The organism is Lutibacter citreus, assembly GCF_003260195.1.
GTDB classification, from domain to species: domain Bacteria; phylum Bacteroidota; class Bacteroidia; order Flavobacteriales; family Flavobacteriaceae; genus Lutibacter; species Lutibacter citreus.
Genome location: NZ_QEIH01000009.1, coordinates 37,084 through 61,758 on the forward strand (window position 1 = coordinate 37,084; position 24,675 = coordinate 61,758).

General features: G+C 31.1%; 20 protein-coding genes. All 20 read left to right on the forward strand.

Annotated features, from left to right (window positions below; genetic code table 11):
* The first annotated feature begins 9 nt into the window (after positions 1–9).
* Positions 10–1,590, forward strand: coding sequence for a sialate O-acetylesterase (locus tag DAD81_RS17465; protein WP_218939729.1), 1,581 nt, complete (start codon positions 10–12; stop codon positions 1,588–1,590).
* A gap of 63 nt (positions 1,591–1,653) precedes the next feature.
* Positions 1,654–3,120 (forward strand): DUF459 domain-containing protein, encoded by a 1,467-nt coding sequence (locus DAD81_RS20755; protein ID WP_157961176.1) that lies wholly within the window; start codon positions 1,654–1,656, stop codon positions 3,118–3,120.
* A 24-nt stretch (positions 3,121–3,144) separates the two neighbouring features.
* Positions 3,145–4,131: a family 43 glycosylhydrolase gene (locus DAD81_RS17475; protein ID WP_111709603.1), complete on the forward strand. Its 987-nt coding sequence runs from the start codon at positions 3,145–3,147 to the stop codon at positions 4,129–4,131.
* A 7-nt stretch (positions 4,132–4,138) separates the two neighbouring features.
* A complete protein-coding gene (locus DAD81_RS21155; RefSeq protein WP_218939730.1) occupies positions 4,139–4,474 on the forward strand; it encodes an alpha-L-fucosidase in 336 nt (111 codons plus the stop codon).
* Complete coding sequence (locus DAD81_RS21160; RefSeq protein WP_218939731.1) at positions 4,467–5,732, forward strand: alpha-L-fucosidase; 1,266 nt, start codon at positions 4,467–4,469, stop codon at positions 5,730–5,732. The genes DAD81_RS21155 and DAD81_RS21160 overlap by 8 nt, the downstream gene beginning before the upstream one ends.
* Positions 5,733–5,908: 176 nt before the next feature.
* Positions 5,909–7,018, forward strand: coding sequence for a glycoside hydrolase family protein (locus DAD81_RS17485; protein ID WP_111709604.1), 1,110 nt, complete (start codon positions 5,909–5,911; stop codon positions 7,016–7,018).
* 68 nt (positions 7,019–7,086) lie between these two features.
* Complete coding sequence (locus DAD81_RS17490) at positions 7,087–8,541, forward strand: sialate O-acetylesterase (protein ID WP_111709605.1); 1,455 nt, start codon at positions 7,087–7,089, stop codon at positions 8,539–8,541.
* A 21-nt stretch (positions 8,542–8,562) separates the two neighbouring features.
* On the forward strand, positions 8,563–9,393 hold the full coding sequence (locus DAD81_RS17495) for a carboxylesterase family protein (protein ID WP_111709606.1): 831 nt from the start codon (positions 8,563–8,565) through the stop codon (positions 9,391–9,393).
* A 41-nt stretch (positions 9,394–9,434) separates the two neighbouring features.
* Entirely contained in the window at positions 9,435–10,511 is a 1,077-nt protein-coding gene (locus DAD81_RS17500; protein WP_218939732.1) for a glycoside hydrolase family protein, read from the forward strand.
* A 92-nt stretch (positions 10,512–10,603) separates the two neighbouring features.
* Positions 10,604–11,482, forward strand: coding sequence for an AraC family transcriptional regulator (locus tag DAD81_RS17505; protein WP_111709607.1), 879 nt, complete (start codon positions 10,604–10,606; stop codon positions 11,480–11,482).
* A 176-nt stretch (positions 11,483–11,658) separates the two neighbouring features.
* Positions 11,659–13,320, forward strand: a complete 1,662-nt coding sequence (locus tag DAD81_RS17510; RefSeq protein WP_111709608.1) for a UxaA family hydrolase — start codon at positions 11,659–11,661, stop codon at positions 13,318–13,320.
* Between the two features lie 21 nt (positions 13,321–13,341).
* Complete coding sequence (locus DAD81_RS17515) at positions 13,342–14,121, forward strand: SDR family NAD(P)-dependent oxidoreductase (protein WP_111709609.1); 780 nt, start codon at positions 13,342–13,344, stop codon at positions 14,119–14,121.
* 27 nt (positions 14,122–14,148) lie between these two features.
* On the forward strand, positions 14,149–15,006 hold the full coding sequence (locus DAD81_RS17520; protein ID WP_111709610.1) for a fumarylacetoacetate hydrolase family protein: 858 nt from the start codon (positions 14,149–14,151) through the stop codon (positions 15,004–15,006).
* A 191-nt stretch (positions 15,007–15,197) separates the two neighbouring features.
* Entirely contained in the window at positions 15,198–15,935 is a 738-nt protein-coding gene (locus tag DAD81_RS17525; protein WP_111709611.1) for a (Fe-S)-binding protein, read from the forward strand.
* A 2-nt stretch (positions 15,936–15,937) separates the two neighbouring features.
* The gene (locus tag DAD81_RS17530; RefSeq protein WP_111709612.1) at positions 15,938–17,308 is read left to right on the forward strand and encodes a lactate utilization protein B; all 1,371 of its coding nucleotides are present in this window, start codon (positions 15,938–15,940) and stop codon (positions 17,306–17,308) included.
* On the forward strand, positions 17,301–17,882 hold the full coding sequence (locus tag DAD81_RS17535; protein ID WP_111709613.1) for a LutC/YkgG family protein: 582 nt from the start codon (positions 17,301–17,303) through the stop codon (positions 17,880–17,882). Before DAD81_RS17530 ends, DAD81_RS17535 begins: the two co-directional genes overlap by 8 nt.
* A gap of 176 nt (positions 17,883–18,058) precedes the next feature.
* On the forward strand, positions 18,059–18,991 hold the full coding sequence (locus tag DAD81_RS17540; RefSeq protein ID WP_111709614.1) for a helix-turn-helix domain-containing protein: 933 nt from the start codon (positions 18,059–18,061) through the stop codon (positions 18,989–18,991).
* A 260-nt stretch (positions 18,992–19,251) separates the two neighbouring features.
* Positions 19,252–20,562: an OsmC family protein gene (locus DAD81_RS17545; RefSeq protein WP_111709615.1), complete on the forward strand. Its 1,311-nt coding sequence runs from the start codon at positions 19,252–19,254 to the stop codon at positions 20,560–20,562.
* Between the two features lie 132 nt (positions 20,563–20,694).
* The gene (locus tag DAD81_RS17550) at positions 20,695–22,032 is read left to right on the forward strand and encodes an OsmC family protein (RefSeq protein ID WP_111709616.1); all 1,338 of its coding nucleotides are present in this window, start codon (positions 20,695–20,697) and stop codon (positions 22,030–22,032) included.
* Between the two features lie 285 nt (positions 22,033–22,317).
* Positions 22,318–24,675 carry a TonB-dependent receptor gene (locus DAD81_RS17555; RefSeq protein WP_111709617.1) on the forward strand — a complete coding sequence of 786 codons (2,358 nt, stop codon included), beginning with the start codon at positions 22,318–22,320 and terminating at the stop codon, positions 24,673–24,675.

Consider the following 24,675-nt stretch of genomic DNA (forward strand, 5'->3'; position numbering starts at 1 on the left):
ATTAAAAAAATGGGAAAAGAGTTTAGGTTTAAGAATTTTATTTTTTACGGTTTTACAATACTATTCATGTTACTTATTGGTAACTCAAGTTTTGCGCAAACAAATATTTCAAAAAAAATAACTTCCAAAACTATATTTCAGCTAGGGTCTCTTTTTAAAGACCATATGGTGTTGCAACGAGATATGCCTATTTCTATATGGGGAAAAGCAAAAGTAGGATCTACAGTTAATATCCAATTTGGTTATTCTGAAAAAAGTACCGTTGCAGATTCAAATGGTAAATGGAGTATAAAATTAGATGCTTTAAAAGCAAGTTTAGAACCCAAAACTATGATTGTGTCTTCTTCACTTGAAGAGAAGACAATCAAAATTTCAGATATTTTAGTAGGCGAAGTTTGGATTTGTTCAGGTCAATCTAATATGCAGTTTTCTGTAAACGGGGCACCAGAAGTAAAAAAGTTAGTTTCTTCAACAAAAAATATTAGAAGTTTTAAAGTTAAAAATACGGTTGCATTTGAACCTCAAGATACTTGTGAAGGTGTATGGGAGGTAAAACATCCAAATAGTGCTGTTGCATTTTCATTTGCTTATTTTTTAGAGAAATCTGCAAATGTCCCTATCGGTATTATTTTAACATCTTGGGGAAGTTCATCTATTGAAGCTTGGATGCCTCGTGATATGACAGAAACGGTACCGCATTATAAAATTATGATGGATGAGTTTGATGCTGATACAATAACTAAAAATAAAATAAAAGCTATTTTAAAAGGTCCAAAACCTTGGCGAAATACGGATGATATTTTTTTACGGAGACAATCAAATATTCTGTATAATGCTATGATGTATCCATTAATTCCTTATGCTTGTAGAGGTTTGGTTTGGTATCAAGGAGAACGTAACACACAATCCATGTATGGTATGGTTAAAGAACCATGGTATGCTAGAAATTCAGGGATATTAAAGTATGGTGATGTACTTAAAGAATGGATTCAACGCTACCGAAAAGGTTGGGATAATGAAAAATTACATTTTCTAGTGGTAATGCTTCCTGGTTATGGAAAAGTTTTGGATTCAGAAAAAGATATGAATCCAAAAAATCCAGATGCTCATTCTTGGGCTTGGATGCGAGAATCTCAATTAAAAGCTCTTGAGCTATCAAATACATCAGTAATAAATACTATTGATTTGGGTGATGTAAAAAATATACATCCAAAAGATAAATTACCAGTTGGTAAACGTTTGTCTTTAATGGCGCTTCATAATGTTTTATATAAAAAAGTGAAAGCATTTGGACCAACAATGAAAAGAGTGAAAATAAAAGGAAACTCTATAGTTGTGAATTTTGATAATGTTAAAAGCTTAAAGACAATAGATGGTAAAGCGCCAACTGGATTTTGGTTGTCAGATTCATCAGGGAATTGGATTCCTGCCGAAGCAAAAATTAAAAGGAAATCAGTTAAATTGAATGCTCCAGGTTTAGGAAAACCCCTTTATATACGTTATGCTTTTATAGGTAAACCAAATGTGAACTTGGTGAATGAAGCTAATTTACCTGCTTACCCGTTTAGAACTGATACATTTAAACCTTAGATTTTATAGTTCTATTGCTTAAATAATTAGTGTATTTAATTAGAAAAAAATTATAATAATAAAATGAATTCAAAAAAAATAATAGGTGTTTTTTTAATTTTAGTTTGTACAATATTTAGTATTGAAGCACAGGATATTACTCCTGATACTAAAATTTTATATAAAGAAATAAATCAAGATAGTTTATACCTTCATGTTTTTAAACCTCAATTATCTAAAAAGCCAACTGCTGCAATTGTATTCTTTTTTGGTGGAGGTTGGACAGGGGGTAATCCAGAACAATTCTATCAGCAAAGTGAATATTTTGCGTCTAGGGGTATGTTGGCAATTGCTGCAGAATATAGGGTGAAGAATACACATGGAACTTCTCCTTTTGAGTGTGTTGAAGATGCTAAATCTGCTATTCGTTGGGTACGAGAACATGCAAAAGAATTAAATATAGATCCTAATAAAATTGTTGCAAGTGGAGGTTCTGCAGGAGGCCATATTGCAATAACTACCGCTTTAATAAATGGATTTGAAAATCCTAATGAGAATTTAGCTGTAAGCTCAGTTCCTAATGCTGTAGTTGCATATAATCCTGTTTTAGATACAACTAAAAAAGGTTATGGTTATAAAAAAGTTGAGGGTCGTGAAACAGAAATATCTCCATGTCATCAAGTGAAGAGAGATATGCCTCCAATGCTATTATTTCACGGGACAAAAGATAAAACGGTACCTTTTGAAAATGCAAAACGTTTTACCAAATTAATGAATAAAGCTGGAAATAAGTGCGAATTAGTTGCAGTTGAAAATGTTGGGCATGGATTTTTTAATGGAGATTTTTTTAGAAAAGGATCTGGAAATAAATACTTCAACTTAACCGTATATAAAACAGATGTGTTTTTAAGAAAACTGGGTTATCTTAAGAAGAAACCAACACTTTCTGAAAATTTAAAGTATGTTTCTTGCATTGGAGATAGTAATACTGAAGCTACATACCCTAAATTTTTACAAGAAAAATTAGGTGAAAAATATCAAGTAAAGAATTTTGGCAAGGGAGGAGCAACATTAATTGGAGGTACAAATCATCCATATTTTAAAAAAGATGAATACAAAAATTCATTAAAATATACTCCTGAAATTGTTTTAATAATGTTTGGGACAAACGATGCAAATGTTAAGTGGTGTTTAGATAAAACAAGAAAAACTGATTTTGTAGGCACACCTCAAGAAGAGTTTAAAAGTGAATATATAAAATTGATAACCTCTTATAAAAGTAAGAATGAAAAAGCGGAGATATTTATTTTGACACCGCTACCTATTTACGAACATAAAAAAAGTAGAGACCCCAAAATAAAACAACGTATAGAGCATTTAAACCAATGGGTAATTCCAATAGTTAGAGAGATTTCACAAGAAGAAAATATAAAACTTATAGATGTAAACACCTTAATGAAAAAGGCTTATAAATACACTGTTGATGGGGTACACCTGAATAATAAAGGATATAAAATATTAGCAAAAAAAATAGCTAAAGAATTAAAATAAAATCAAATTCAAAACAGGTGTTAAATGAAATTAAAATTAGGTGTTGTAATTATATTAGCTAGTTTAATCACTTCCTGTAATACTACAATAAAAGACAAAACGGAAAAGAATGTTGTAAAATTTTCATATCAAAAATTAACAGGAGTTGGAGAAGATTCAGTATATAATAGAAGAGATAATAGCGATATTATTAAAGTAGATCATACTTATTATATGTGGTATACACGTATGGATAGTCCAGTAACATCTGGTTATTGGGGTACTATTTGGTATGCAACATCAAACGATGAAGGAAATACATGGAAAGAAGAAGGTATGGCGCTGGGCTTAGGTAATGAAGGAGAGTTTGATAGTCATTCTGTTTTTACGCCAAATATTTTAGCTTATAAAGGAAAATATTATTTGTATTACACAGGCGTAAAACCAACTCTAGGTAATAAAAATAAGGAGTTTGAAGGTAATTCAATAACTGATATAACTGCAATAGGTCTTGCTGTTTCGGATAGTCCAGATGGACCATTTATAAGAGTGGAAAATAATCCTATTTTAGAAATTAGCGATATAGCTTCAGACTTTGATAGCTTTAGAATTGATGATGCTAGTTTATTAGTTAGAGATGATAGAATATGGTTATTCTACAAAGGAAGATCTATTATTGATGGTAAAGATGGACCTAAAAGAACAAAAATGAGTGTTGCTTATGCGTATAAAGTAGAAGGTCCATATAAAAAACATGATGGACCTTTATTAGATAAAAGCCATGAAGTATTAATTTGGCAGAAAGATGGAGGAATTGCTTCTTTAGCATCTATTAATTCAACAATAAATTATGCAAAAGACGGAGAGTGTTTTTCGGTTCTTCAAGATAGTTTAAAGGAATTTCCAAAAGCGCCAGGTTTGTATCGTCCACATTTAGAAAATGGAAACCCAAATACTGAAATTCCTGGTTGGGGAATTTCAATGATTCAAAAGAAAGGATTAGCATATTTGGTTCGTTTTGAAATGAAATAATAATAATATGAAAATAAATAATAGTTTAAACTTACTTGTATTAATTCCTTTACTGTTGTTCTTGTCTTGTAAAAATAAGCCTGAAACTGATAAGGGGATTTCGGAAACAAACACTCACTATGATGGCAGTTGGGAGGCATTACAAAAAATGCCAGTTCCTACTTGGTTTGATGATGGGAAGATTGGTTTGTTTATTCACTGGGGGCCTTATAGCGCTATTGGTTATAAAAAAGAAGGGCGTGGTTATGCAGAGCACGTACCAAAACAAATATATGAGCAAAAGGAGCATTATTATCCTTATTTGAAAGAACGTTGGGGAGCCGCTCCACCTGATTTTGGGTAAGGATATCATACCAGAATTTAAGGCCGAAAAATGGGATCCAGATGAATGGGCATCCCTTTTTGCTGAGGTTGGTATTAAATACGTGGTATTAACTGCTGAACATCATGATGGTTTTTCTAATTGGGATTCAAAAATAAACCCTTGGAATTCAGTGAATATGGGGCCTAAAAGAGATCTTGTTGGAGATTTGGGAAAAGCAGTTAGAAACTATGGACTTAAATACGCACCTTCATATCATCGTGAAAGACACACAGGTTTCTTTGCTAAAGAAAAATACGTAGTTCATAGTGAACCGAGAGATGATATTGTAGAAGAAATAAAAAGAGCTCCAGAAGCAGCAGTACTTTATGGACCATTTGAGTATAGTAAAGAGTTTGTAGATGATTACGTGGCTCGTTGGAAAGAAATTCAAGATAAATACCATCCAGATTTTTTGTGGATTGATGATGTTCCTATTTTTACACGTGATGGTAATAATCCCAAAACTGGTTTCAGACCAGAAATTCAATATTTTTATGACCAGTATAGAAATATGATTACTAATTTTATGAATAATGGATTAGATAGGAAACAAGATGTATATGTAAATAACAAAGGAGCCAACCGAAATTGGCCAGATGGAGTAGGTTGTTTAGAAAAGGATAATTTAAAACTTAAAGTTATTGGACCTAAATGGCAGAGTTGTACAACTTTTGGAACTTCTTTTGGCTATTTAGAAAACGATACATATAAAAGCGTTCAACACATTATTAAAGAAATGGTGGAGGTAGTTTCTAGAAATGGTAATTTTTTAATCAATATTGGTCCAAGAGCAGACGGTACCATTCCCGATGAACAAGTTAAGAGATTGCGTGAAATGGGAAATTGGTTGAAGATAAATGGTGATGCTATTTATGGGACTCGATATTGGAAAGAAAATCATCAAAAAGAAGGAAATTTGGCTTTTACCACAAAAGGAAAAGTACTATTTGCTATTGCTTTGGAAAAACCTGAAAAACCATTTGTAATAAAAGGTACTAAAGGTTGGAATAGAGAAAATATCAAATCTGTTCAACTTATAGGTTCTAAAGAAAAGATATCTTGGAAAATGTTAGAAGAAGGTTTAAGAATATTACCCCCTGAAAATTTGGGGAAAAGTGAATATGCTTGGTCGTTTAAGATTCTTACAAGTAGTAATCAATTCCATCCTAATGCTATCGAAGTTGATGCGGATAAGGTTTTAAAAGGAACAAAAAAAGTAAATTTAGAAGGGTTTTAAGTACTTGTTTTTTTATTTGGTTTGTTTTGAAATGAAATAATAAAAAGTTAAACAATAAATTTAGATAAGATAGGGAAATACTATAAATGAACTTGTAGATAATATTAGAACTCATAAAAAACAAAAAAGACCATTACATATAAGGACCAAAATGCTAATAAAATGAAGTATTTATAATGAAAAACATCAGAAAAGTATTTTTAGTAATTACGGTTTTCTTTATTCTTTTTATTTCATGTAATGGGACAAAAAGTAATAAAGAAGAAATTACAAATCAAACACGCACAAAAGAGCATATACCTAATGACATGGCTGATCAATGGAAATTTATTGGTGAAGCGATAAATGAATCTGGTTATGACATTTGGGGAAGTTCTCCAATAAGAGATGACCGAGGTAATGTTCATCTTTTTTGTGCAAGATGGTCTTCAGAAACCCCTTTTAGAACAGCTTGGCGTTATAATAGTGAAATTGCGCATTATGTTTCTAAAAACCCAGAAAACCCATTTCAGTTTGTGGAAGTTATAGGTAAAGGAAAAAATAATGGTAAATGGAATTCTGCCGGTTTTCACAATCCTAATATTAAGAAAATTGATGATAAATATGTTTTGGTATATATAGCTAATGATGGAGCAAAAAAACACGGGCCAAGTCAAAGAATAGGAATGCTTTTAAGTAATACTATTAATGGTCCTTGGGTTGAAGTTCCAAATGAAAATGAGCCATTACTAAGTCCGCCTAATAATAGTGCTATTTGGTGTTTTAATAGTGATCTTGGTGTAAATAACCCTAGTTTAATAAAACATCCAAATGGGAAATATTATTTATATTTTAAAGCAAAGGCAGGCGCTAAAGGAAATGTGAGTATGGGACTTGCTATTTCAAATAAATTGGAAGGTCCGTATATTATACAACCAAATCCAATTACTACCAATAAAGCTCGAATAGAAGATGGATATGCATTTCTATGGAAAAATAAAGTATGTTTATTAACTACAGATAATCATGGCATATTGGAAAAAGGCGGAGGTTTACTTTGGGTATCTGATGATGGACTTAAATTTGAATCTCAACCATTATCTGGATTCCATAACTGTCAAGATTTTTACCTTAAAGGCAATATTCCAGAAGGAGCTAATGCACGCTATGGTAAGAAAGTGAAATTTGAGAGACCTCAATTATTAATGGATTCAAATAATGAACCTGAATACCTTTATTGCCCTAGTGGAATAGCATTAGATGGTAGTGATGGAACGAATAGTTACGTGCTGAAATATGAGAAATAAAAAGGATTTAAATAATTCAAAGTTTTAAGAAAGGACTAAAGTATATTAATATTTGAAAGTTAGAAAAAATGAAAAAAAATATTTTAATTTTGTTAGTAACAGTATTTAATCTGTTAATTCTACAACCAGTTAAGGCGGAGGTTAAGCTTCCTGCTATTGTATCGTCAAATATGGTTTTGCAGCGCAATACTACAATTGTACTTTGGGGATGGGCAGATGCTAAGGAGAAAATTACCGTTAACACCTCATGGTTAGATAAATCCATTAACATTCAAGCAAACAAAGAAGGTAGTTGGAGGGTTGAAGTAAAAACAACCAATAGTAAAGAGCCTCAATCTATTACAATAAAGAGTAAAGCTTCAGATATTTTATTAGAAAATATTTTATTTGGTGAAGTTTGGCTATGCTCTGGTCAATCTAATATGGAACAACCTATAAGTGGGTATAATGGTCAACCAATATTTGGGTCTAATATGGCAACAACAAAATCTAATAATAAAAATTTACGTTTTTTTAGTGTTCATAAAATTGCTTCAAAAACGCCTTTAGAAAAGATTGAAAAATTTTCTGGTTGGGAGCAATCATCTCCACAAAGCGTTTCAAAATTTAGTGCAATTGCTTATTTCTTTGGAAAGCAACTTCAAGAAGTTTTAGATTGCCCTGTAGGAATGATTCATACGTCTTGGGGAGGTAGTACGGTACAAGCTTGGATGAGTAAAGAAGTGTTTAATTCATATAAAGAAGTTAATTTAGATAATGTAAATCTTAAAAAAAGACCTCAATACATACCAACAGTATTGTATAATTCAATGATAAATCCTTTAATTCCTTATACAATAAAAGGAGCATTGTGGTATCAGGGAGAAAGCAATCGCAAGGAAGTCAATGATTATAAAAAGTTTTTTCCTGCAATGGTAAAAGATTGGAGAACACGTTGGGGAATTGGAGAATTTCCATTTTACTATGTGCAAATTGCTCCATTTTTATATGGAAATAATAATGCATTTCAAACAGAAGACAATTCTGCTTTTATTAGAGAAGCACAGTTAGAATGTTTAGATTTAATTCCAAATTCGGGAATTGCTATTACGATGGATATTGGTGATGAAAATAGTATTCATCCACCAAAAAAGAAAGAAGTGGCAGACAGATTATTATTTAATGCGCTAAACCAAACATACGGTTATAAGGCAATAGATTATGCGGCGCCAATTTATAATTCACTTCAAATAGAAGATGGTGGAATCACATTGAATTTTAAAAATGCTGAGAACGGATTATATGCATATGATGGATTATCAGGTTTTGAAATTGCAGGAACTGATAAAGTATTTTACCCTGCCACAGCCAAAATTGTGAATAAAAAGAACGTATTTGTGAAAAGTGATAAAGTACTGAATCCTGTGGCTGTTAGATATGCGTGGCGTAATTGGATAGTAGGAACTCTTTATGATACAAATCTTTTATCGGCGTCATCTTTTAGAACAGATAATTGGAATAATGCAACTCAATTTAAGAAATAAGGGTATTTAAATTATTTAGAAATGAAAATAGTTGGAGTATTATTTTTGTGTGTAATTACACAGTTTGCATTTGCTCAAACTTCATATTCAGATACTATATCTTCTGAAAACAATGATAATGTTAAGCAGCACGAAAGGATTTTCTACGAAGAAAATTCAAAGGCCTATGTATATACCAATGAAAACGGTGAGGAAATGTCATATAGGTTATTTTTTCCACCAGAATATAATACCAAAAGGAAGTATCCTTTGCTTCTTTCTTTTCACGGAGCAGGATCAAGAGGAAATGACAATTTAAAACAATTACGCCCTTGGGTTGCTGGATGGATGGATAAAAAGTTTCAAAAAGAACATCCATGTATTATCCTTATGCCGCAATGTCCTATCAAACATAAATGGGTAGATGTTCCTTGGAAAAAAGGTTCTTATTTATTGGAAGATATTCCGCTTAGTAAACCAATGAAACTTGCAAAAGAAATATTTGACAAAGTAGTTCAGGAAAATTCGGTAGATAAGAAACGTATTTATGTGATGGGAGCTTCAATGGGTGGTTATGGTACATGGAATTTTGTAATGCGTTATCATAAACTTATTGCAGCAGCAGTTCCAATATGTGGTGCGGGTGATCCATCAATGACAAAGAAAATTAGAAAAATACCAATTTGGGCTTTTCATGGAGATAAAGATCCTACAGTTCCACTTTCTGGTTCAATAGAAATGATTGAATCGTTGTATAAGCAAAAAAACAATAAAGCTCGTTTAACAGTTTATAAAGGAGTAGGGCATAATTCATACGAATTTGCCTGGAAAGAACCTAAATTAATAGATTGGATTTTTAGTCAGAAAAAATAAGATAGTTCTGTTGTATACATAAACACTTTAAATAGCATTAAATGAAGAAAAATAATATTAAAATACTTTCAGAAGTTTTATTCATATTATTAATATGTTATTCAGTTTGTGCTGTATCACAAGAAAAAAAAGACAACCTAAATATTAATAAAATGATTAAACCTTTGAAAAAAGAGGGGGTTTTTCGTGATGCTGTTTATTACAATTGGGGAGGCTCTATAATTAAAGGTGAAGATGGAAAATATCATTTATTTTATTCACGATGGAAGAGAGAATATACTTTTAATGGATGGTTAACTTTTTCTGAAATTGCTCACGCCATATCAAATACTCCTGCAGGACCTTGGGAGTTTAAGGAGACAGTTTTAAAAGGTAGAGGCAATGGATATTGGGATGCAATTACAGCTCACAATCCTAAAATTAAATATTTTGAAGGTAAATACTATTTATATTACATAGCAACAAATTTAGGGAGTAAACCACATACCCATCAAGATTTAATTTATTTAAGTACAAAATCTTTAAAAAACAAAGACAGAGGTACACTTCGTGAAAATCAAAGGACTGGGGTAGCAGTTTCAAACTCAATTAATGGACCTTGGAAAAGAATGGAGAGAGCATTGTTAGAACCTTCAGGGCCAATTGCAACAATAACTGTTAACCCAGCGATTGACAAAGGAAAAGATGGTAATTATTATTTAATAGTTAAAGGGGATAAACCCAATGAAACAAGATTTATTAGAAACCAAGCAATTGCTATTTCTAAATCTCCAGTTGGGCCTTTTGAAATACAGCCAAATCCTGTTATAGGAAATTTAGATACAGAAGATGTATCAATGTGGTATAATCAAAAAGGAGCTATGTTTTATGCTGTTTTCCACGCTCATACTTTTATAGGGTTAATGACATCAATTGATGGCTTAAATTGGGCTAAAGCACAGAACTATAATATAACTAACAAAAAAATAGTACTTGAAAATGGGTCCTTTTTAATTCCTAATCGTATGGAGCGACCGTTTATTTATTTGGAAAATAATAATCCTAATGTTTTATGCCTTGCAATAAAAAAAGGAGACGATTCTTATACTATTTTTATACCACTAGTAAACATAGATTAGTTTTATACTTAAAGATACTTTTATTGCTGTTCAGTAGTAATTATAATTATATATGCTATTTTTGTATTATATTTATATTCAATTTTTAGCTTATGAAGCTCCACCTTTTAGATAGAAGTAGCATTAGTAATAGTTCATTTACAACTAAGGTAAATGAGTATCCCTATTTTTTGAAAATATGGCATTATCATCCTGAACTAGAGCTTGTTGTGATTCTTAAAAGTGAAGGTACTTGTTTTATTGGAGATAGTATAGAAAAATTTGAAGTTAATGATGTTGTTTTAATTGGTAAGAATTTACCACATATGTGGTTAAATGACGAAAATTATTTTGATCAAAATTCTAATCAATCAGCAAAAGCCATTGCTATCCATTTTAAACAAGATTATTTAGGTAAAGATTTTTTCGAAACTCCTGAAATGATTCATTTATTGGAACTTTTTGAAAGGGCCCGTTTTGGACTTAAATTTTTAAATATTAGCAAAAAACTTATTGGTGATGTTCAAAATATGCTAGAATTAAAAGGGTTTGATAAGACTGTTTCTTTTTTACATATTCTTAATAAATTAGCAAAACACACACAAACTAAGAGATTGGCAAGTCAAGGTTTTGTTAATTCTTTCAAATCTACAGAAAGTGATACTCAAAATAAAGTACAAGCCTATATTTTTAAAAATTTCAATAAAGACATAAACTTAGAAGAGGCAGCTAATATAGCACATATGAACACATCTGCTTTTAGTCGGTATTTTAAGCGTGTTAATAGAAAAACATTTTCTCGTTATGTAACCGAAATACGAATTGGTTATGCCTGTAAATTACTCATAGAGAATAAGTTTAATATAGCTGCTATTTGTTACGAATCTGGTTTCAAAAATATTTCAAACTTTAATCGTCAATTCAAGATAATAATGAATTGTACACCTTCCGAATATTTGAAAAGTTATAAAATAAAAGCTTCAATAATCTAATTACATTTTAGAATTTTTTTTATCAATTTTTATTTAAATCATAGATCTATTTTGCAATTTTAACACTTGTAAATTACATAGGGCAATAATAGTATTGTAATAGGTCAAATATTTGTAAGATATATAATTATTTTGCGTGTACTATTGTACTACTAAAGCTTATGATTTAATTGTACATGGATAATCAAAAAAAAATTTTAAAAATACATACTAAAGATAACCTTTTAGTAGCATTAACTGATTTGAAAAAAGGAACAGAAGTTTCCTTGAATTCAGAAAAATATGTTATTCAAGATGATATTGGTGCTAAGCATAAATTTGCGTCAGAAAGCCTTAAAAAAGGTGATGCCGTTTATATGTATGGTGTTCTAGTGGGAAGAGCCAAAAAAGAAATTAAGAAAGGAGGGCTTATAAGTACCACAAATATTGTTCATGATACAGAGAAGTATAGTGCAGGTGATTCTTCAAATAGAATAGAGTGGACAACTCCAAACATTTCAAGATTTGTAGATAGAACTTTTAACGGTTATCATAGAGCTGATGGAAAAGTTGGGACTGAAAATAATTGGCTAATTATTCCTCTGGTATTTTGTCAAAATAGAAATGTAGAGGTATTAAAGCAGGCATTGGTTGAAAAATTAGGTTTTGGAAAACAACAACACTTAAATTTAGATGTAGATACCTTAATTGAAGATTATAAAAATGGAGCTTCTACAGAAGATATTTTAAACAGGGATATTTTAAGAGCTGATAATCAGCAATATAAAAACCCTTTATTTCCTAATGTTGATGGTATCCACTTCTTAACACACGAAGGTGGTTGCGGTGGAGCTACTTCAGATTCTATTGCGCTTTGTAATTTGTTAGCAGGTTATATAAACAATCCAAATGTTGCTGGTGCAACAATTTTAAGTTTAGGCTGCCAACATGCACAAGCGAGTATTTTAGAAAATGCATTATCTAAAATGTCTCCAATTTATAAAAAACCAGTTTTTGTTTTTGAGCAACAACAAAGTGAATCTGAACAAGAGTTACTCGCCGAAGCAGTAAAAAAGACTTTTACGGGTTTAATGAACGCTAATAAAATTGAACGTAAGCCGGCTCCATTAAACAAGCTAGTTATAGGATTAGAATGTGGTGGTTCTGATGGGTTTTCTGGCATATCAGCAAATCCAACCTTAGGTTATATTTCCGATTTAATTGTTGGACTAGGTGGAGCAACTGTTCTTTCAGAATTTCCAGAATTAAATGGAGTGGAGCAAGAATTAATCAACAGGTGTGTAAGTTCAGAAAAAGCAAAAAAATTCTCTAAAATAATGTCCGTTTATAGCGCAAAGGCAGATGCTTTAGGTGCAGGGTTTTATGCAAATCCATCGCCTGGCAATATAAAAGATGGCTTAATTACGGATGCTATTAAATCTGCTGGAGCAGCAAAAAAAGGTGGAAGTTCTCCCATACAAGATGTTCTAGATTATACAGAACAAGTTGAAACTTCAGGATTAAATTTATTATGCACTCCTGGGAATGATGTAGAGTCTACAACTGGTTTAGCAGGCTCGGGGTGTAATGTTATTTTGTTTACAACGGGCTTAGGAACACCAACAGGTAACCCAATTACTCCGGTTGTAAAAGTGTCATCAAACACAAAACTATTTAACAAAATGCCAGATATTATAGACTTTAATACAGGTGCTATTATTGAAGGAACAGCTTCTATAGAAGAAACTGGCGAAGATTTATTAGATTTTGTTATTAAAGTGGCCAGTGGAAAATTAACGAAAGCAAAACAATTAAGACAAGATGATTTTATTCCGTGGAAACGAGGAATGTCATTATAATAATTAGATAAAGAAAATCAAATGACAAAATTTAGTTTAAAAAATAAAGTAGCCATTGTAACAGGTGGTGGAAGTGGCATAGGGAAAGCTATTGCTTTAACCTTTGCAGAGCAAGGAGCTAAAGTTCATATTTTAGATTTTAATTTAGATGCGGCCAAAGAAACCGTTGCTGAAATTAATAAAATTAACGAAAAAGGTGAAGCTCATAAATGCGATGTTTCCAATCAAAAAAACGTTAACGAAATAATTGGAAATATCACTAAAACCGAAAAAATCAACATATTAATCAATAATGCTGGTATTGCACATGTTGGTAATGTTGAAGTTGTTGAAGAAGAAGATTTAGACCGTCTTTATAATGTAAACATTAAAGGTGTTTATAACTGTATAAAAGCATCGATACCATCTTTAAAAAATGGAGGAGGAGTTATTTTAAACTTAGCCTCAATAGGTTCTTCTGTTGGATTAAATGACCGTTTTGCTTATTCTATGAGTAAAGGCGCTGTATTAACCATGACGTATTCTGTTGCTAAAGATTATGTAAACGATGGTATTCGTTGTAACTGTATTGCTCCAGGTAGAGTACATACACCTTTTGTAGACGGGTTTATAAATAAAAACTATCCTGGAAAAGAAGAAGAAATGTTTGATAAATTATCAAAAACGCAACCTATTGGTAGAATGGGAAGTACACAAGAAATAGCAGATTTAGTACTTTTCTTGTGCTCTGATGAAGCAGGTTTTATAACAGGCTCTAACTATCCTATTGATGGGGGGTTTGTTACATTAAACGGAAAATAACAATTAATAATACTTAAAAGCAATTATATGAAATTAATAAGATTTGGAGCTGCAGGAAAAGAAAAACCTGGTGTTCAATTAGCAAACGGAACAAAAATAGATGTATCTTCTTTTGGAACAGATTACAATGAAGAATTCTTTGGGAATGATGGTATTGCAAAACTAAAAACTTGGTTAGAAACAAACCAATCAAGTTGTCCAGAGATTGATGATAGCGTTCGTTTAGGTGCACCGCTAACAAGACCTTCTAAAATTGTTTGTATAGGACTTAATTATGCACAACATGCTGCAGAAGCTGGTATGGATGTGCCAAAAGAACCTGTTCTTTTCTTTAAAGCAACTTCTGCAATTGTAGGTCCTTTTGATGATATTATGATACCAAAAGGCAGTAAGAAAACAGATTGGGAGGTAGAATTATCTGTTGTTATTGGTAAAAAAGCATCTCATGTAGAAAAGGAAGATGTAATAGATCATATTGCTGGTTATGTTTTACATAACGATGTTAGCGAAAGAGCATTTCAATTAGAACGTTCTGGGCAATGGGTAAAAGGAAAAAGTTGTGATACTTTTGCTCCAATTGGTCCTTTTATTGCCACTACGGACGAAATTGAAGACCCAAATAATTTAAACTTATGGTTAAAACTTAACGGGAAAGTAATGCAAAATAGTTCAACTTCTGATTTTATTTTTAATATACAAGAAGCTATAAGTCATATTACTCAATTTATGACTTTATTACCGGGAGATATAATTTCTACAGGAACACCATTTGGTGTAGGAATGGGCTTAAAACCAGAATTATATTTAAAACCGGGTGATGTTGTAGAGTTAGGAATTGAAGGCTTAGGAACATCAAAACAAAATGTTATTGCTTATAAAAAATAGTTTGTTATTTTATTAAAACGAGAGATGTTTAAAATGTTTAAGTTTTAATCATATCTCGTTTTGTAATTCTTACTACTCTTTTATTTTCCTTTTTATTTAAATGATTTGAATTTTTATACAAGTCAATTATTGAATAGTTATATTGTTTCAACTGCTAGATTACAAGTATAACATACATTACTAATATATACATGAAAGTAGGTTTATTTATCCCCTGTTATATCAATCAATTATATCCACAAGTGGCTATTGCAACTTTGGAATTACTTGAAAAATTAAATGTTGATGTTTATTATCCATCAACCCAAACTTGTTGTGGGCAGCCGTTAGGGAATTCGGGTTATGAAGATGATTCTAAAGGAGCTTGTCAATTATTTGTAGAAAATTTTAAAGAATATGATTATATAGTTGGCCCTTCAGGAAGTTGTATTTATCATGTAAAAAAGCATTTCGATATTTTAGAACAAACAGAAGATGTAATTAAGGTTCGTAACAATGCTTATGAGTTATGTGAGTTTATTGTTAAGATCTTAGGCAAAACGGATTTAGGAGCTAAATTTCCATATAAAGTAGGCTTACATAAAAGTTGTCACGGATTGAGAGGTTTAAACTTAGGATCTTGTTCAGAAAAAATGGATGAACATTTTTCTACAGAAGAAGAATTATTAAATGCTGTTGAAGGATTAGAATTAATGTCTTTAAACAGAAAAGATGAATGTTGCGGTTTTGGAGGAACATTTTCTGTATTTGAAGAAGCAATTTCTGTAAAAATGGGAAAGGATAGGATTCAAGATCATTTAGATAGTGGTGTTGAAGTTATCACAGGAGCAGATCATTCTTGTTTAATGCATATGGAAGGTTTAATTAATAGAGACAATAAACCTTTAAAAGTAATGCATATTGCTGAAATTTTAAATAGTAGTATTTAGTTATGAGCCATTCAGAAAAAGCAGAAATATTCAACAAAAATGAGGCTAAAGTAAATTGGCATGATAAAGCTTTGTGGTTTGTTCGTGAAAAAAGAGATACGGCAGCTCATAAAGTAAAAGGTTGGGAAGAACTTCGAAATTTAGCTTCTGGAATAAAAGCAAATGTACTGTCTAATTTAGATGAATATTTAATAGAATTTGAGGAGAATGCTCAAAAAAATGGGATAAAAGTACATTGGGCATCAGATGCTGAAGAGCATAATACTATTATTCATAAAATATTAGAAGATAATAAAGTTGAAAAAGTGGTAAAAAGTAAGTCAATGTTGACGGAAGAATGCCATTTAAATCCATTTTTAGAAGATAGAGGTATTGAAGTAATTGATACCGATTTAGGAGAGCGTATTGTTCAATTAGCAAAAGAAACTCCAAGTCATATTGTATTGCCTGCAATTCATAAAACCAAAGAAGAAGTAGATACATTATTTCAAGAACATTTAGGAACAAAACCAAGCAATGGAAATCCTGAATATTTAACAAATGAAGCAAGAAAGCATTTACGAGATAAATTTTTAAAAGCGGATGCAGCTATTACCGGTGTTAATTTTGCCATAGCAGAAACAGGAGGAATTGTTGTTTGTACCAATGAAGGGAATGCTGATATGGGTGCTCATTTGGTAAAAACTCATATTGCTTGTATGGGAATTGAAAAAATAATTCCGAATGAAGAGCATTTAGGAGTCTTTCTACGTTTACTAGCACGCAGTGCAACCGGACAACCAATTACAACATATTCATCCCATTTTAACAAGCCTGCTGAAGGCAAAGAAATGCACATTGTAATTGTAGATAATGGTAGAACAGAGCAGTTGAGTCGTAAAGAATTTAGGTCTTCTTTACATTGTATTCGTTGTGGTGCTTGTATGAATACTTGCCCAATATACAGAAGAAGTGGAGGTCATAGTTATGATGCTACAATTCCAGGTCCAATAGGATCCATTTTATCACCAGGAAAAGATTTAACAAAACATAGTTCACTACCTTTTGCTTCAACCTTATGTGGTTCATGTTCAAATGTTTGCCCAGTGAAAATTAATATTCATGAGCAGTTATATGCTTGGCGACAAATTGTTACAAAAGAAGTTAAGCAACCTGTAGTTAAGAAAACTATATTAAAAATTACTGGAGTAGCTCTTTCAAATAGATTATTATTCAATATAGCAGGTAAATCGGCGCGGTTTATGTTAAAATATGCACCTCGATTTATGGTGTATTCTAAATTAAATGTTTGGGGAAAAGCACGTGAACTTCCAGAAATAAAGAATCAAAATTTTGATGATTGGTATAAAGTAAAAAGAAAGAATAATGGGTAGAGAATCAATTTTAAAATCAATAAAAAGTAATAAGCCAGAGTTAGTAGAGCTGCCTGAAATTGACCTAAATTTATTTGCAGAAGAAATTGATATTTTAGAAGCATTTAAAAGTAATGTTAAATTGGTAGGAGGTAAATTAAAAGAGTTAGGAGATAATGAAGATATAGACTCTGTTATTAGAGAATTATACCCAAAAGCAGAAAGAATAGTTTCTCAACTACCTGGTTCAAATCTAAGGACAGTTTTAATAACAAAAGAAACAGAACCACATTCTCTTGAAAAAATTGATTTAGCAATAATAAAAGGCGAATTTGGTGTCGCAGAAAATGGATCTGTTTGGGTTTCTGAAAATCAGTTTTCAGTACGAGTTTTACCTTTCATAACAAATGATTTAGTAATTGTTTTATCAAAGAAAGACCTATGTTTACATATGCATGAAGCCTATAAGAAAATTGCTAATAGAGATCGTAATTTTGGCCTTTTTATTTCAGGGCCATCAAAAACAGCAGATATTGAGCAGTGTTTGGTGATTGGGGCACAAGGAGCAATGAGTTTAACAATTGTATTAATTTAAAAATTAGAAAAAATCGTTCATTTTCAAAAATTCAGGTCTTAATTTAATAATGCCTTAAAATCGAAGTAATGCGCAGTAGACAAAAATAAAAAGATCTTTAAATTTTTTTATAAGTTTGCAGTTCAAACCGCTTATCTTTTTGTAATTTTAAAAGATTAGAATTAAATAAAAAGAATTTGCAGGCAAAAGAAGACATTCCATTTCATCAATTTTCCGACACATATAAAGATGTAAATATAAAGGATGGACATCCTGCGCTTGCAATTGATCCAAGTTTTCCATTTATAATAACTCAATTTGGTATTATGAGCCGAAAGGCACAAGCTACAATTCCTCATAGACATGATTATTATGAAATTTTATTTATTGAAGAGGGAGCTGGACAGCATATTATTGATTATGAGTCCTATAAAATAAAAACACCTGCTTTTTATTTCCTATCTAAAGGACAAATACATTTTTGGAAATTAGAAAAAGGGTTGGAAGGAAAGGTGCTGCTTTTTCCAAGAGAATTTTTGATACCTCCTGCAACAGCATTTAATCATGAAGGCGATTTGGCAATTTTTAATACTTTAAGTAAAGCTCCATTTGTTAATATTAATAATGCTAATTGCACTAAAATACAGGAATTATTTAAAGGTATTAATGAAGAGTTTTTGAGAAAATCAGACAGTAGCCTTTCTATGCTTCGTGCTTATGTACATATTTTATTGGTGAGTCTATTTCGTATTTATGCAAAGGAGCAAAATCAAGATATTTTAGATACAACCAATGCAATGGTTCGTAAATTTAGACAACTAGTTTCCGAAAATTATTTAACTATTCGTTCTGTTCAGGAATATGCAGATCTTATAGGGATAAGTTCAACTCACCTAAGAGATACAGTTAAAAAAATAACAGGATATTCGCCAGGACAACTTATTAGACAAGAAATTATTTTTGAAGCTAAACGAAGATTAGCTAATACAGAATTAACAACAGCTGAAATTGGTTATACGTTGAATTTTGAAGATACTTCTTACTTTAGTAGGTTTTTTAAACGAGAAACAGGTAAAAGACCTTCAGAATATCGAGAAGAAATTAGAAAAAAATACCAAATTACAGTTTAATAAATCCCCCCACTTGTGTTCAATTAATTCAATTACAATCTAACTAGTTGTAATTCTGAATGTAATTAATCAAAAAATTTCTTTTTATTAAGTCTTAATTTTTATCAGTTTTTACTGGAATTTAAACATTTAGATATTTAATCATTGAAAAGTACCATGCTTTCAGTATTTAGTACTCTAATTATCAGGTGTAAAACCCATAATTTCGTTTCATAATAAATCATTCACTTTATTTAAGTGAAATTTAAAAGATTATAAAGATGGAAATGAAAAAAAATGAGAGCATATTAATTATGTTAATTACTCTTTTAATTAGTAGTGTGCCAGTTTATACCCAGAACATTGTAAATAGTGCAAAAAAAAATCAAGGAATTTCAACCAATTATAATGTAATATCTAGAAGTAATATTGGACCAAGGCCAGCGGCATTTCAGCCAACAAAACCAACGCCTATAAATGGTACTTATACTGAAAGCGTTGCTACGGCGTCAACAAGAGTGTTAAATGAAGAAACGGTTATGCTAAAAAAAGTGAATGTACAACCTATAGGCGAAAAAGACTTTAGCGCATGGGAGTTTTTATGTGATGAAGGTGGTCATACCTACAAGCAATCGGCACCAAACCCATTAAGTTATATGGTTGGCGGTATATCTTCTAGTTTATTAACACGCGTGGAGCAAGCTATAAAAATTATGGATTTAGATGTTGCTAGCGCAAAAGTAGAAACTAAAGTATTTTTTAGATTCAACGATCCTTTTTCACCTAGTTGGACAGGCTATACCGATAAAGTTATTGCCAATGTTCTTATTGAAAGTGATGAACCTGCATGGAAAATTTCTGAAGTAAAAAAAATGGCGGTTCAGGCTTGGGCTATAGGGGAATGCATTGCAAATCCAACACCTGTAGATGCACAATTTACATTTAACACCAAAATATGGGAAACTGAATCTGCCCGTTCTGGAAAAGTTATAGATTCTAATTCATTTGATAATGGTTTGAGAATTACTTCAAAAGGAATCCAACCAGAGCCTGAGAGTTTTAAGATTTCAGCTGATGTTAGTATGGAGAAGTTTACAAACCCATTTAAGTTTGAAGTAGTAGGTATTTCGGAGTCGGCCAATAATGATCAACGACCTTACCTGCATAAAATTAAAATTAGAGCTATTCAAGAAAACTACCTAGCATGGGATATTTATGCCGATGATAGTCGTGGATTTAAAGGTATTGATAAGGCTCCAACTTCAAGTGATTATTTTACAGGAGGAACTTCATTGTGTCTTATGAGTCAACTAACCGGATGGTCAGAGTTTTACAAACAGCAAGGTATTAAATTTGATGATTATCGTGTGGAGCACCAATTCAATTATCAAGTAGATAACTATATGACTCCTTCAGCAATAGGGCATGTAGATAGTGTAATTACAAGAATCTTAATAAAAAGCGATAACAGCGAAAAAGTAATGAGTGATTATGCCAAGCATGCACTTAGTACCTGTTTTGCAGGTGAGGCTGTTACAGGAGCAACTAAAACAGAAATAGGTGTTTATTTAAACGGAAAATTAGTTAAATAAAAAAACTAAACACAAAGTTAAGTCGCTTTATAGTACAATATTAAACTTTTGAAAAGCAGCATGCTTTCAGTAATTAGTGCCTTATCAGGCATTTATAAAATAAATAATTTTGTGAATTAAATTAATTAAAAAATGAAAACAAAAATAAGTAAGATTATTGCAGCCGTTATTGTTATTATAGCCCTTGTTATTGGTGTATTTTGGTTTTCTATGCCTAGCGAGCAACGAAATATGGTATATTTTATGATGAAAAAAGGAAAAAGTTATGAAAATTATAAAGATTACCAGGTTATTGATCGTAATAATGAAGCCCTAGCTCCAACATCTTTTAAACCTAGTGTTGCCGATACAATTGGGGGACATAATAATAGAAATATTGTGGCAATTACAGAAATGGTGAAAAATGAAAATTCAAAGATGCTAAAAAAAGGAATGGTCCAAGCTACAGGTATAGATAACTATACTGGATGGCATCTAATTGCAGATGAAGGAGCTGATGAGGGAGCAAATCCTTTTGGACCTTCACCACTTAGTTATTATACTTCTGGTTTAGCAGCAAATTTACATACGGAGATTCTTAGGGCGGCTGAACTTAAAGGAGTTAAGCTAGAAAATGTAAAAGTAGAAGTGTTAAATAAATTTCGTTGGAATGAGATGATGTCTCCTGAAGGGGCTGGATTTTTAGATTTAACAACTACAAATATAATTATAGAAAGCAATGTGTCTAAAGAGGTTATTCAAGAAATAAAAGAGTTGGCTCTTAATTCATGGACTGCAGGAGAAGCGTTGAGAAATGAAACAGTAATTGAACCGTCTCTAGTAGTAAATGGAGAAAATTGGGAGAATTACCGAGCTACACCGGGGAGAACCCTTTCTGAAGAATCTATTATTGATAACTTTAAATTAAGCTCTATAACTGATGTGCCAAAAAAACCAGCGTATCTAAAACCAGTTGTTAAAGAGGAAGTTACTCCAAGTTTTGAATCCATGGCAAATTTGGAGTTTGAAATATTTGCTATTTCTGAGTCTGTTGAAAATAGTGATAGACCCTATTTGAATAAAATTACGCTTTCAACTCCTACACCAGAAACTTGGGAAATATATGCAGATGAATTTATGGGAGATAATGATCGTCCTATAGCACCTACTTCTTTGGAATATTTTACCGCTGGAACAGCTTTATGCTTAACTTCACAAACAACATTAGTTAGCGCTATGATGGATTTAGAATTTACTGATTACCGTATTGAGAACCAGATTGATTATAGACAAGAAGCTGTAAATTCTTCTGAAATGCATAGCTATGCAGATATTGTTCATTCATACATTTTAATTGAATCAAATGAAACTCAAGAAAGATTAGAAGCCTTCTATAATAAATCTTTATCATTGTGTTTTGCAGGTGAAGGACTTAAAAATGCAACGGAAATGAAAACCCAATGCTATTTAAATGGAAAGATTATAAAATAATATTTTTAAAAATTAATAAACAATAAATTGATAGTTAAAAGAGTTAAGTCCACTAAAAGAAGGGTACGAAAGTAAAATAGCTATTTGTAATGAGTTAATTACTTATTGTTTAGTATTTAAGAGTTGATGTTTTAATTTCATCAACTCTATTTTTTTCAAAGGAGATTCTAAAAAAAAACTTAAAAAATCAATTAATAGAAAGGATAACACTACTCTTAATTCAATTTCAATAAAAAAACGATAAAAAAAATGATAAGGAAGTACTTAAAAGTATTTAAAGTTAAAATGTTACTATTACTAGTTTTTAGTTCATTCACAATGTTTGGACAACAAAAGCAAACTGTTAGTGGTGTTGTGAAAGACGCTTTAAATGGTGAAACTTTAATTGGAGCAACAGTTTATTTTAAAAACACCAATATTGCTAGTGTTACAAATGAATATGGGTTTTATTCTCTAACTGCAAAAGAAGGAAATTATACGTTAGTTGTAGCGTATCTAGGATTTGTAAATATTGAAAAACAGATTGATTTAAAAGAAAATAAAAAAATAAATTTTGAATTAGAAGAAAGCGCTTCACAACTAGAAGAGGTTGAAATTTCCGCAAGTGAATCTAAAAAGGTGAATTTAAGAACACCTCAAATGAGTGTTTCTAAATTGTCATCTAAAATAATAAAACAAATTCCAGCAGTTATGGGAGAAGTAGATATTATTAAATCAATTCAATTATTACCAGGTGTTACTAATTCAGGCGAAGGTGCTTCAGGGTTTAATGTTCGTGGAGGTGCTGAAGATCAAAATTTAATTTTATTAGATGAGGCCGTTATTTATAATTCATCCCATTTATTTGGTTTTTTCTCAGTATTTAATAATGATGCTGTAAAAGATATAAAATTATATAAGGGAGGAATTCCTTCTCAATTTGGAGGTAGAGTATCGTCAGTATTAGATATTAGACAAAAAGATGGAAACAGTAAAAATTTAAGTTTTACTGGAGGAATTGGCGCTATTTCAAGTAGGTTAACTGTTGAAGGTCCAACCTTTAAAGATAAAGGGTCTTTTATTGTTGCTGGTCGTTCTTCTTATGTGAATTTATTTTTAAAATTAGCAGATAATAACAATAGTGCTGGTTTTTATGATTTAAATTTTAAAACTAATTATAAAATAAATGATAATAATAAGTTGTATTTATCTGGTTATTACGGACAAGATAATTTTAATATAGAGGAGGCTTTTTCAAACTCTTATGGGAATTTAATTACAAATTTAAGATGGAGTCATATTTTTAATGATAAACTGTTTTCAAACCTTTCTCTTATCTATAGCCGATATAATTATAATATGGAATTGGATTTTAGAGGTTTAGAATGGGAGTCTGATATTAATAATTACAATTTAAAATACGATTTCAGTTATTATAAAAGTGAAAACTTAAAATTTAAGTTTGGAACAAGCTTAATATATTATCAATTTAATCCTGGTTTATTAAGTCCTTTAAATGAAGATTCAGGAATAAACAGGCTAAATTTAGATGATAAGTTTGCTTATGAAAGTGGTATTTACGCTAGTTTAGAACATAAAATAAGTGACAAATTAACTACAATGTATGGAGTGCGTTATAGTAACTTTAATAGAGTAGGTAATCAAGTAATTAGCAATTACCTAAATAATGCACCTGTTGTTTATAACTCTAAATTAGGAATATATGAAAGTGCAGAAGCTGTAAGTGAAACTGAATATTCAAGTGGTGAAAGCATTGCCTCATACGGTAATTTTGAACCTAGAGCAGCAATTTCATATAAATTAACGGATGATTCTTCGGTAAAAGCAAGTTACAATCGAATGGCTCAATATTTACATTTAATTTCTAATACAACATCAGCTACACCTCTTGATATTTGGACACCTAGTGGTGAATATATAAAACCTCAATTAGCAGATCAATACGCTGTTGGATACTTTAGAAATTTTAATAATGATAAATATTCTCTTGAAGCTGAAGCCTATTACAAAACTGTTGATAATAGAGTAGATTATATTGATGGAGCAGATTTAATTGCTCAGAATAATATAGAAACTGAAATTTTAATAGGAGAATCTAGATCTTATGGATTAGAGTTATTGCTAAGAAAAAATACAGGAAAGTTTACCGGTTGGTTAGCATATACACTTTCTAAGGCCGAACAAAAAACAGATGGAGGTTCAATTGGTGGTTTAGGTATTAATAATGGAAAATGGTATAATTCAGCATATGATAGAACACACGATATTTCGTTTACAGGAAATTATAAACTAAATAATAAATGGAGTTTTGGTACAAATTTTGTTTTTCAAACTGGTAGACCAGTAACATATCCAAACGGTCAATTTCAATATAATGGATTATCAATTCCAACATATTCTGAAAGAAATGCTGATAGATTGCCAGCTTATCATCGTTTAGATGTATCTGCAACCTTAATTCCTAAAAAAAATAAAAACAGAAAGTGGCAAGGAGAATGGGTATTTAGTATCTATAATGTTTATAACAGAAGTAATGCAGCATCCATTACATTTGGGCAAAATACAGATACAGGAGCTAATGAGGCAACACGTACTTCAATCTTTGGAATTATTCCAGCAGTTACTTACAATTTTAAATTTTAG

Bases quoted from the DNA above. Each gene is read 5' to 3' on its own strand.
- DAD81_RS17495 (WP_111709606.1), top strand. From the start codon at position 8,563: ATGAAAATAGTTGGAGTATTATTTTTGTGTGTAATTACACAGTTTGCA.
- DAD81_RS21155 (WP_218939730.1), top strand. From the start codon at position 4,139: ATGAAAATAAATAATAGTTTAAACTTACTTGTATTAATTCCTTTACTG.
- DAD81_RS17550 (WP_111709616.1), top strand. From the start codon at position 20,695: ATGAAAACAAAAATAAGTAAGATTATTGCAGCCGTTATTGTTATTATA.
- DAD81_RS17510 (WP_111709608.1), top strand. From the start codon at position 11,659: ATGGATAATCAAAAAAAAATTTTAAAAATACATACTAAAGATAACCTT.
- DAD81_RS20755 (WP_157961176.1), top strand. From the start codon at position 1,654: ATGAATTCAAAAAAAATAATAGGTGTTTTTTTAATTTTAGTTTGTACA.
- DAD81_RS17475 (WP_111709603.1), top strand. From the start codon at position 3,145: ATGAAATTAAAATTAGGTGTTGTAATTATATTAGCTAGTTTAATCACT.
- DAD81_RS17505 (WP_111709607.1), top strand. From the start codon at position 10,604: ATGAAGCTCCACCTTTTAGATAGAAGTAGCATTAGTAATAGTTCATTT.
- DAD81_RS17555 (WP_111709617.1), top strand. From the start codon at position 22,318: ATGTTACTATTACTAGTTTTTAGTTCATTCACAATGTTTGGACAACAA.
- DAD81_RS17525 (WP_111709611.1), top strand. From the start codon at position 15,198: ATGAAAGTAGGTTTATTTATCCCCTGTTATATCAATCAATTATATCCA.
- DAD81_RS17520 (WP_111709610.1), top strand. From the start codon at position 14,149: ATGAAATTAATAAGATTTGGAGCTGCAGGAAAAGAAAAACCTGGTGTT.
- DAD81_RS17490 (WP_111709605.1), top strand. From the start codon at position 7,087: ATGAAAAAAAATATTTTAATTTTGTTAGTAACAGTATTTAATCTGTTA.
- DAD81_RS17500 (WP_218939732.1), top strand. From the start codon at position 9,435: ATGAAGAAAAATAATATTAAAATACTTTCAGAAGTTTTATTCATATTA.
- DAD81_RS17485 (WP_111709604.1), top strand. From the start codon at position 5,909: ATGAAAAACATCAGAAAAGTATTTTTAGTAATTACGGTTTTCTTTATT.
- DAD81_RS17465 (WP_218939729.1), top strand. From the start codon at position 10: ATGGGAAAAGAGTTTAGGTTTAAGAATTTTATTTTTTACGGTTTTACA.
- DAD81_RS17530 (WP_111709612.1), top strand. From the start codon at position 15,938: ATGAGCCATTCAGAAAAAGCAGAAATATTCAACAAAAATGAGGCTAAA.
- DAD81_RS17515 (WP_111709609.1), top strand. From the start codon at position 13,342: ATGACAAAATTTAGTTTAAAAAATAAAGTAGCCATTGTAACAGGTGGT.
- DAD81_RS17535 (WP_111709613.1), top strand. From the start codon at position 17,301: ATGGGTAGAGAATCAATTTTAAAATCAATAAAAAGTAATAAGCCAGAG.
- DAD81_RS17545 (WP_111709615.1), top strand. From the start codon at position 19,252: ATGGAAATGAAAAAAAATGAGAGCATATTAATTATGTTAATTACTCTT.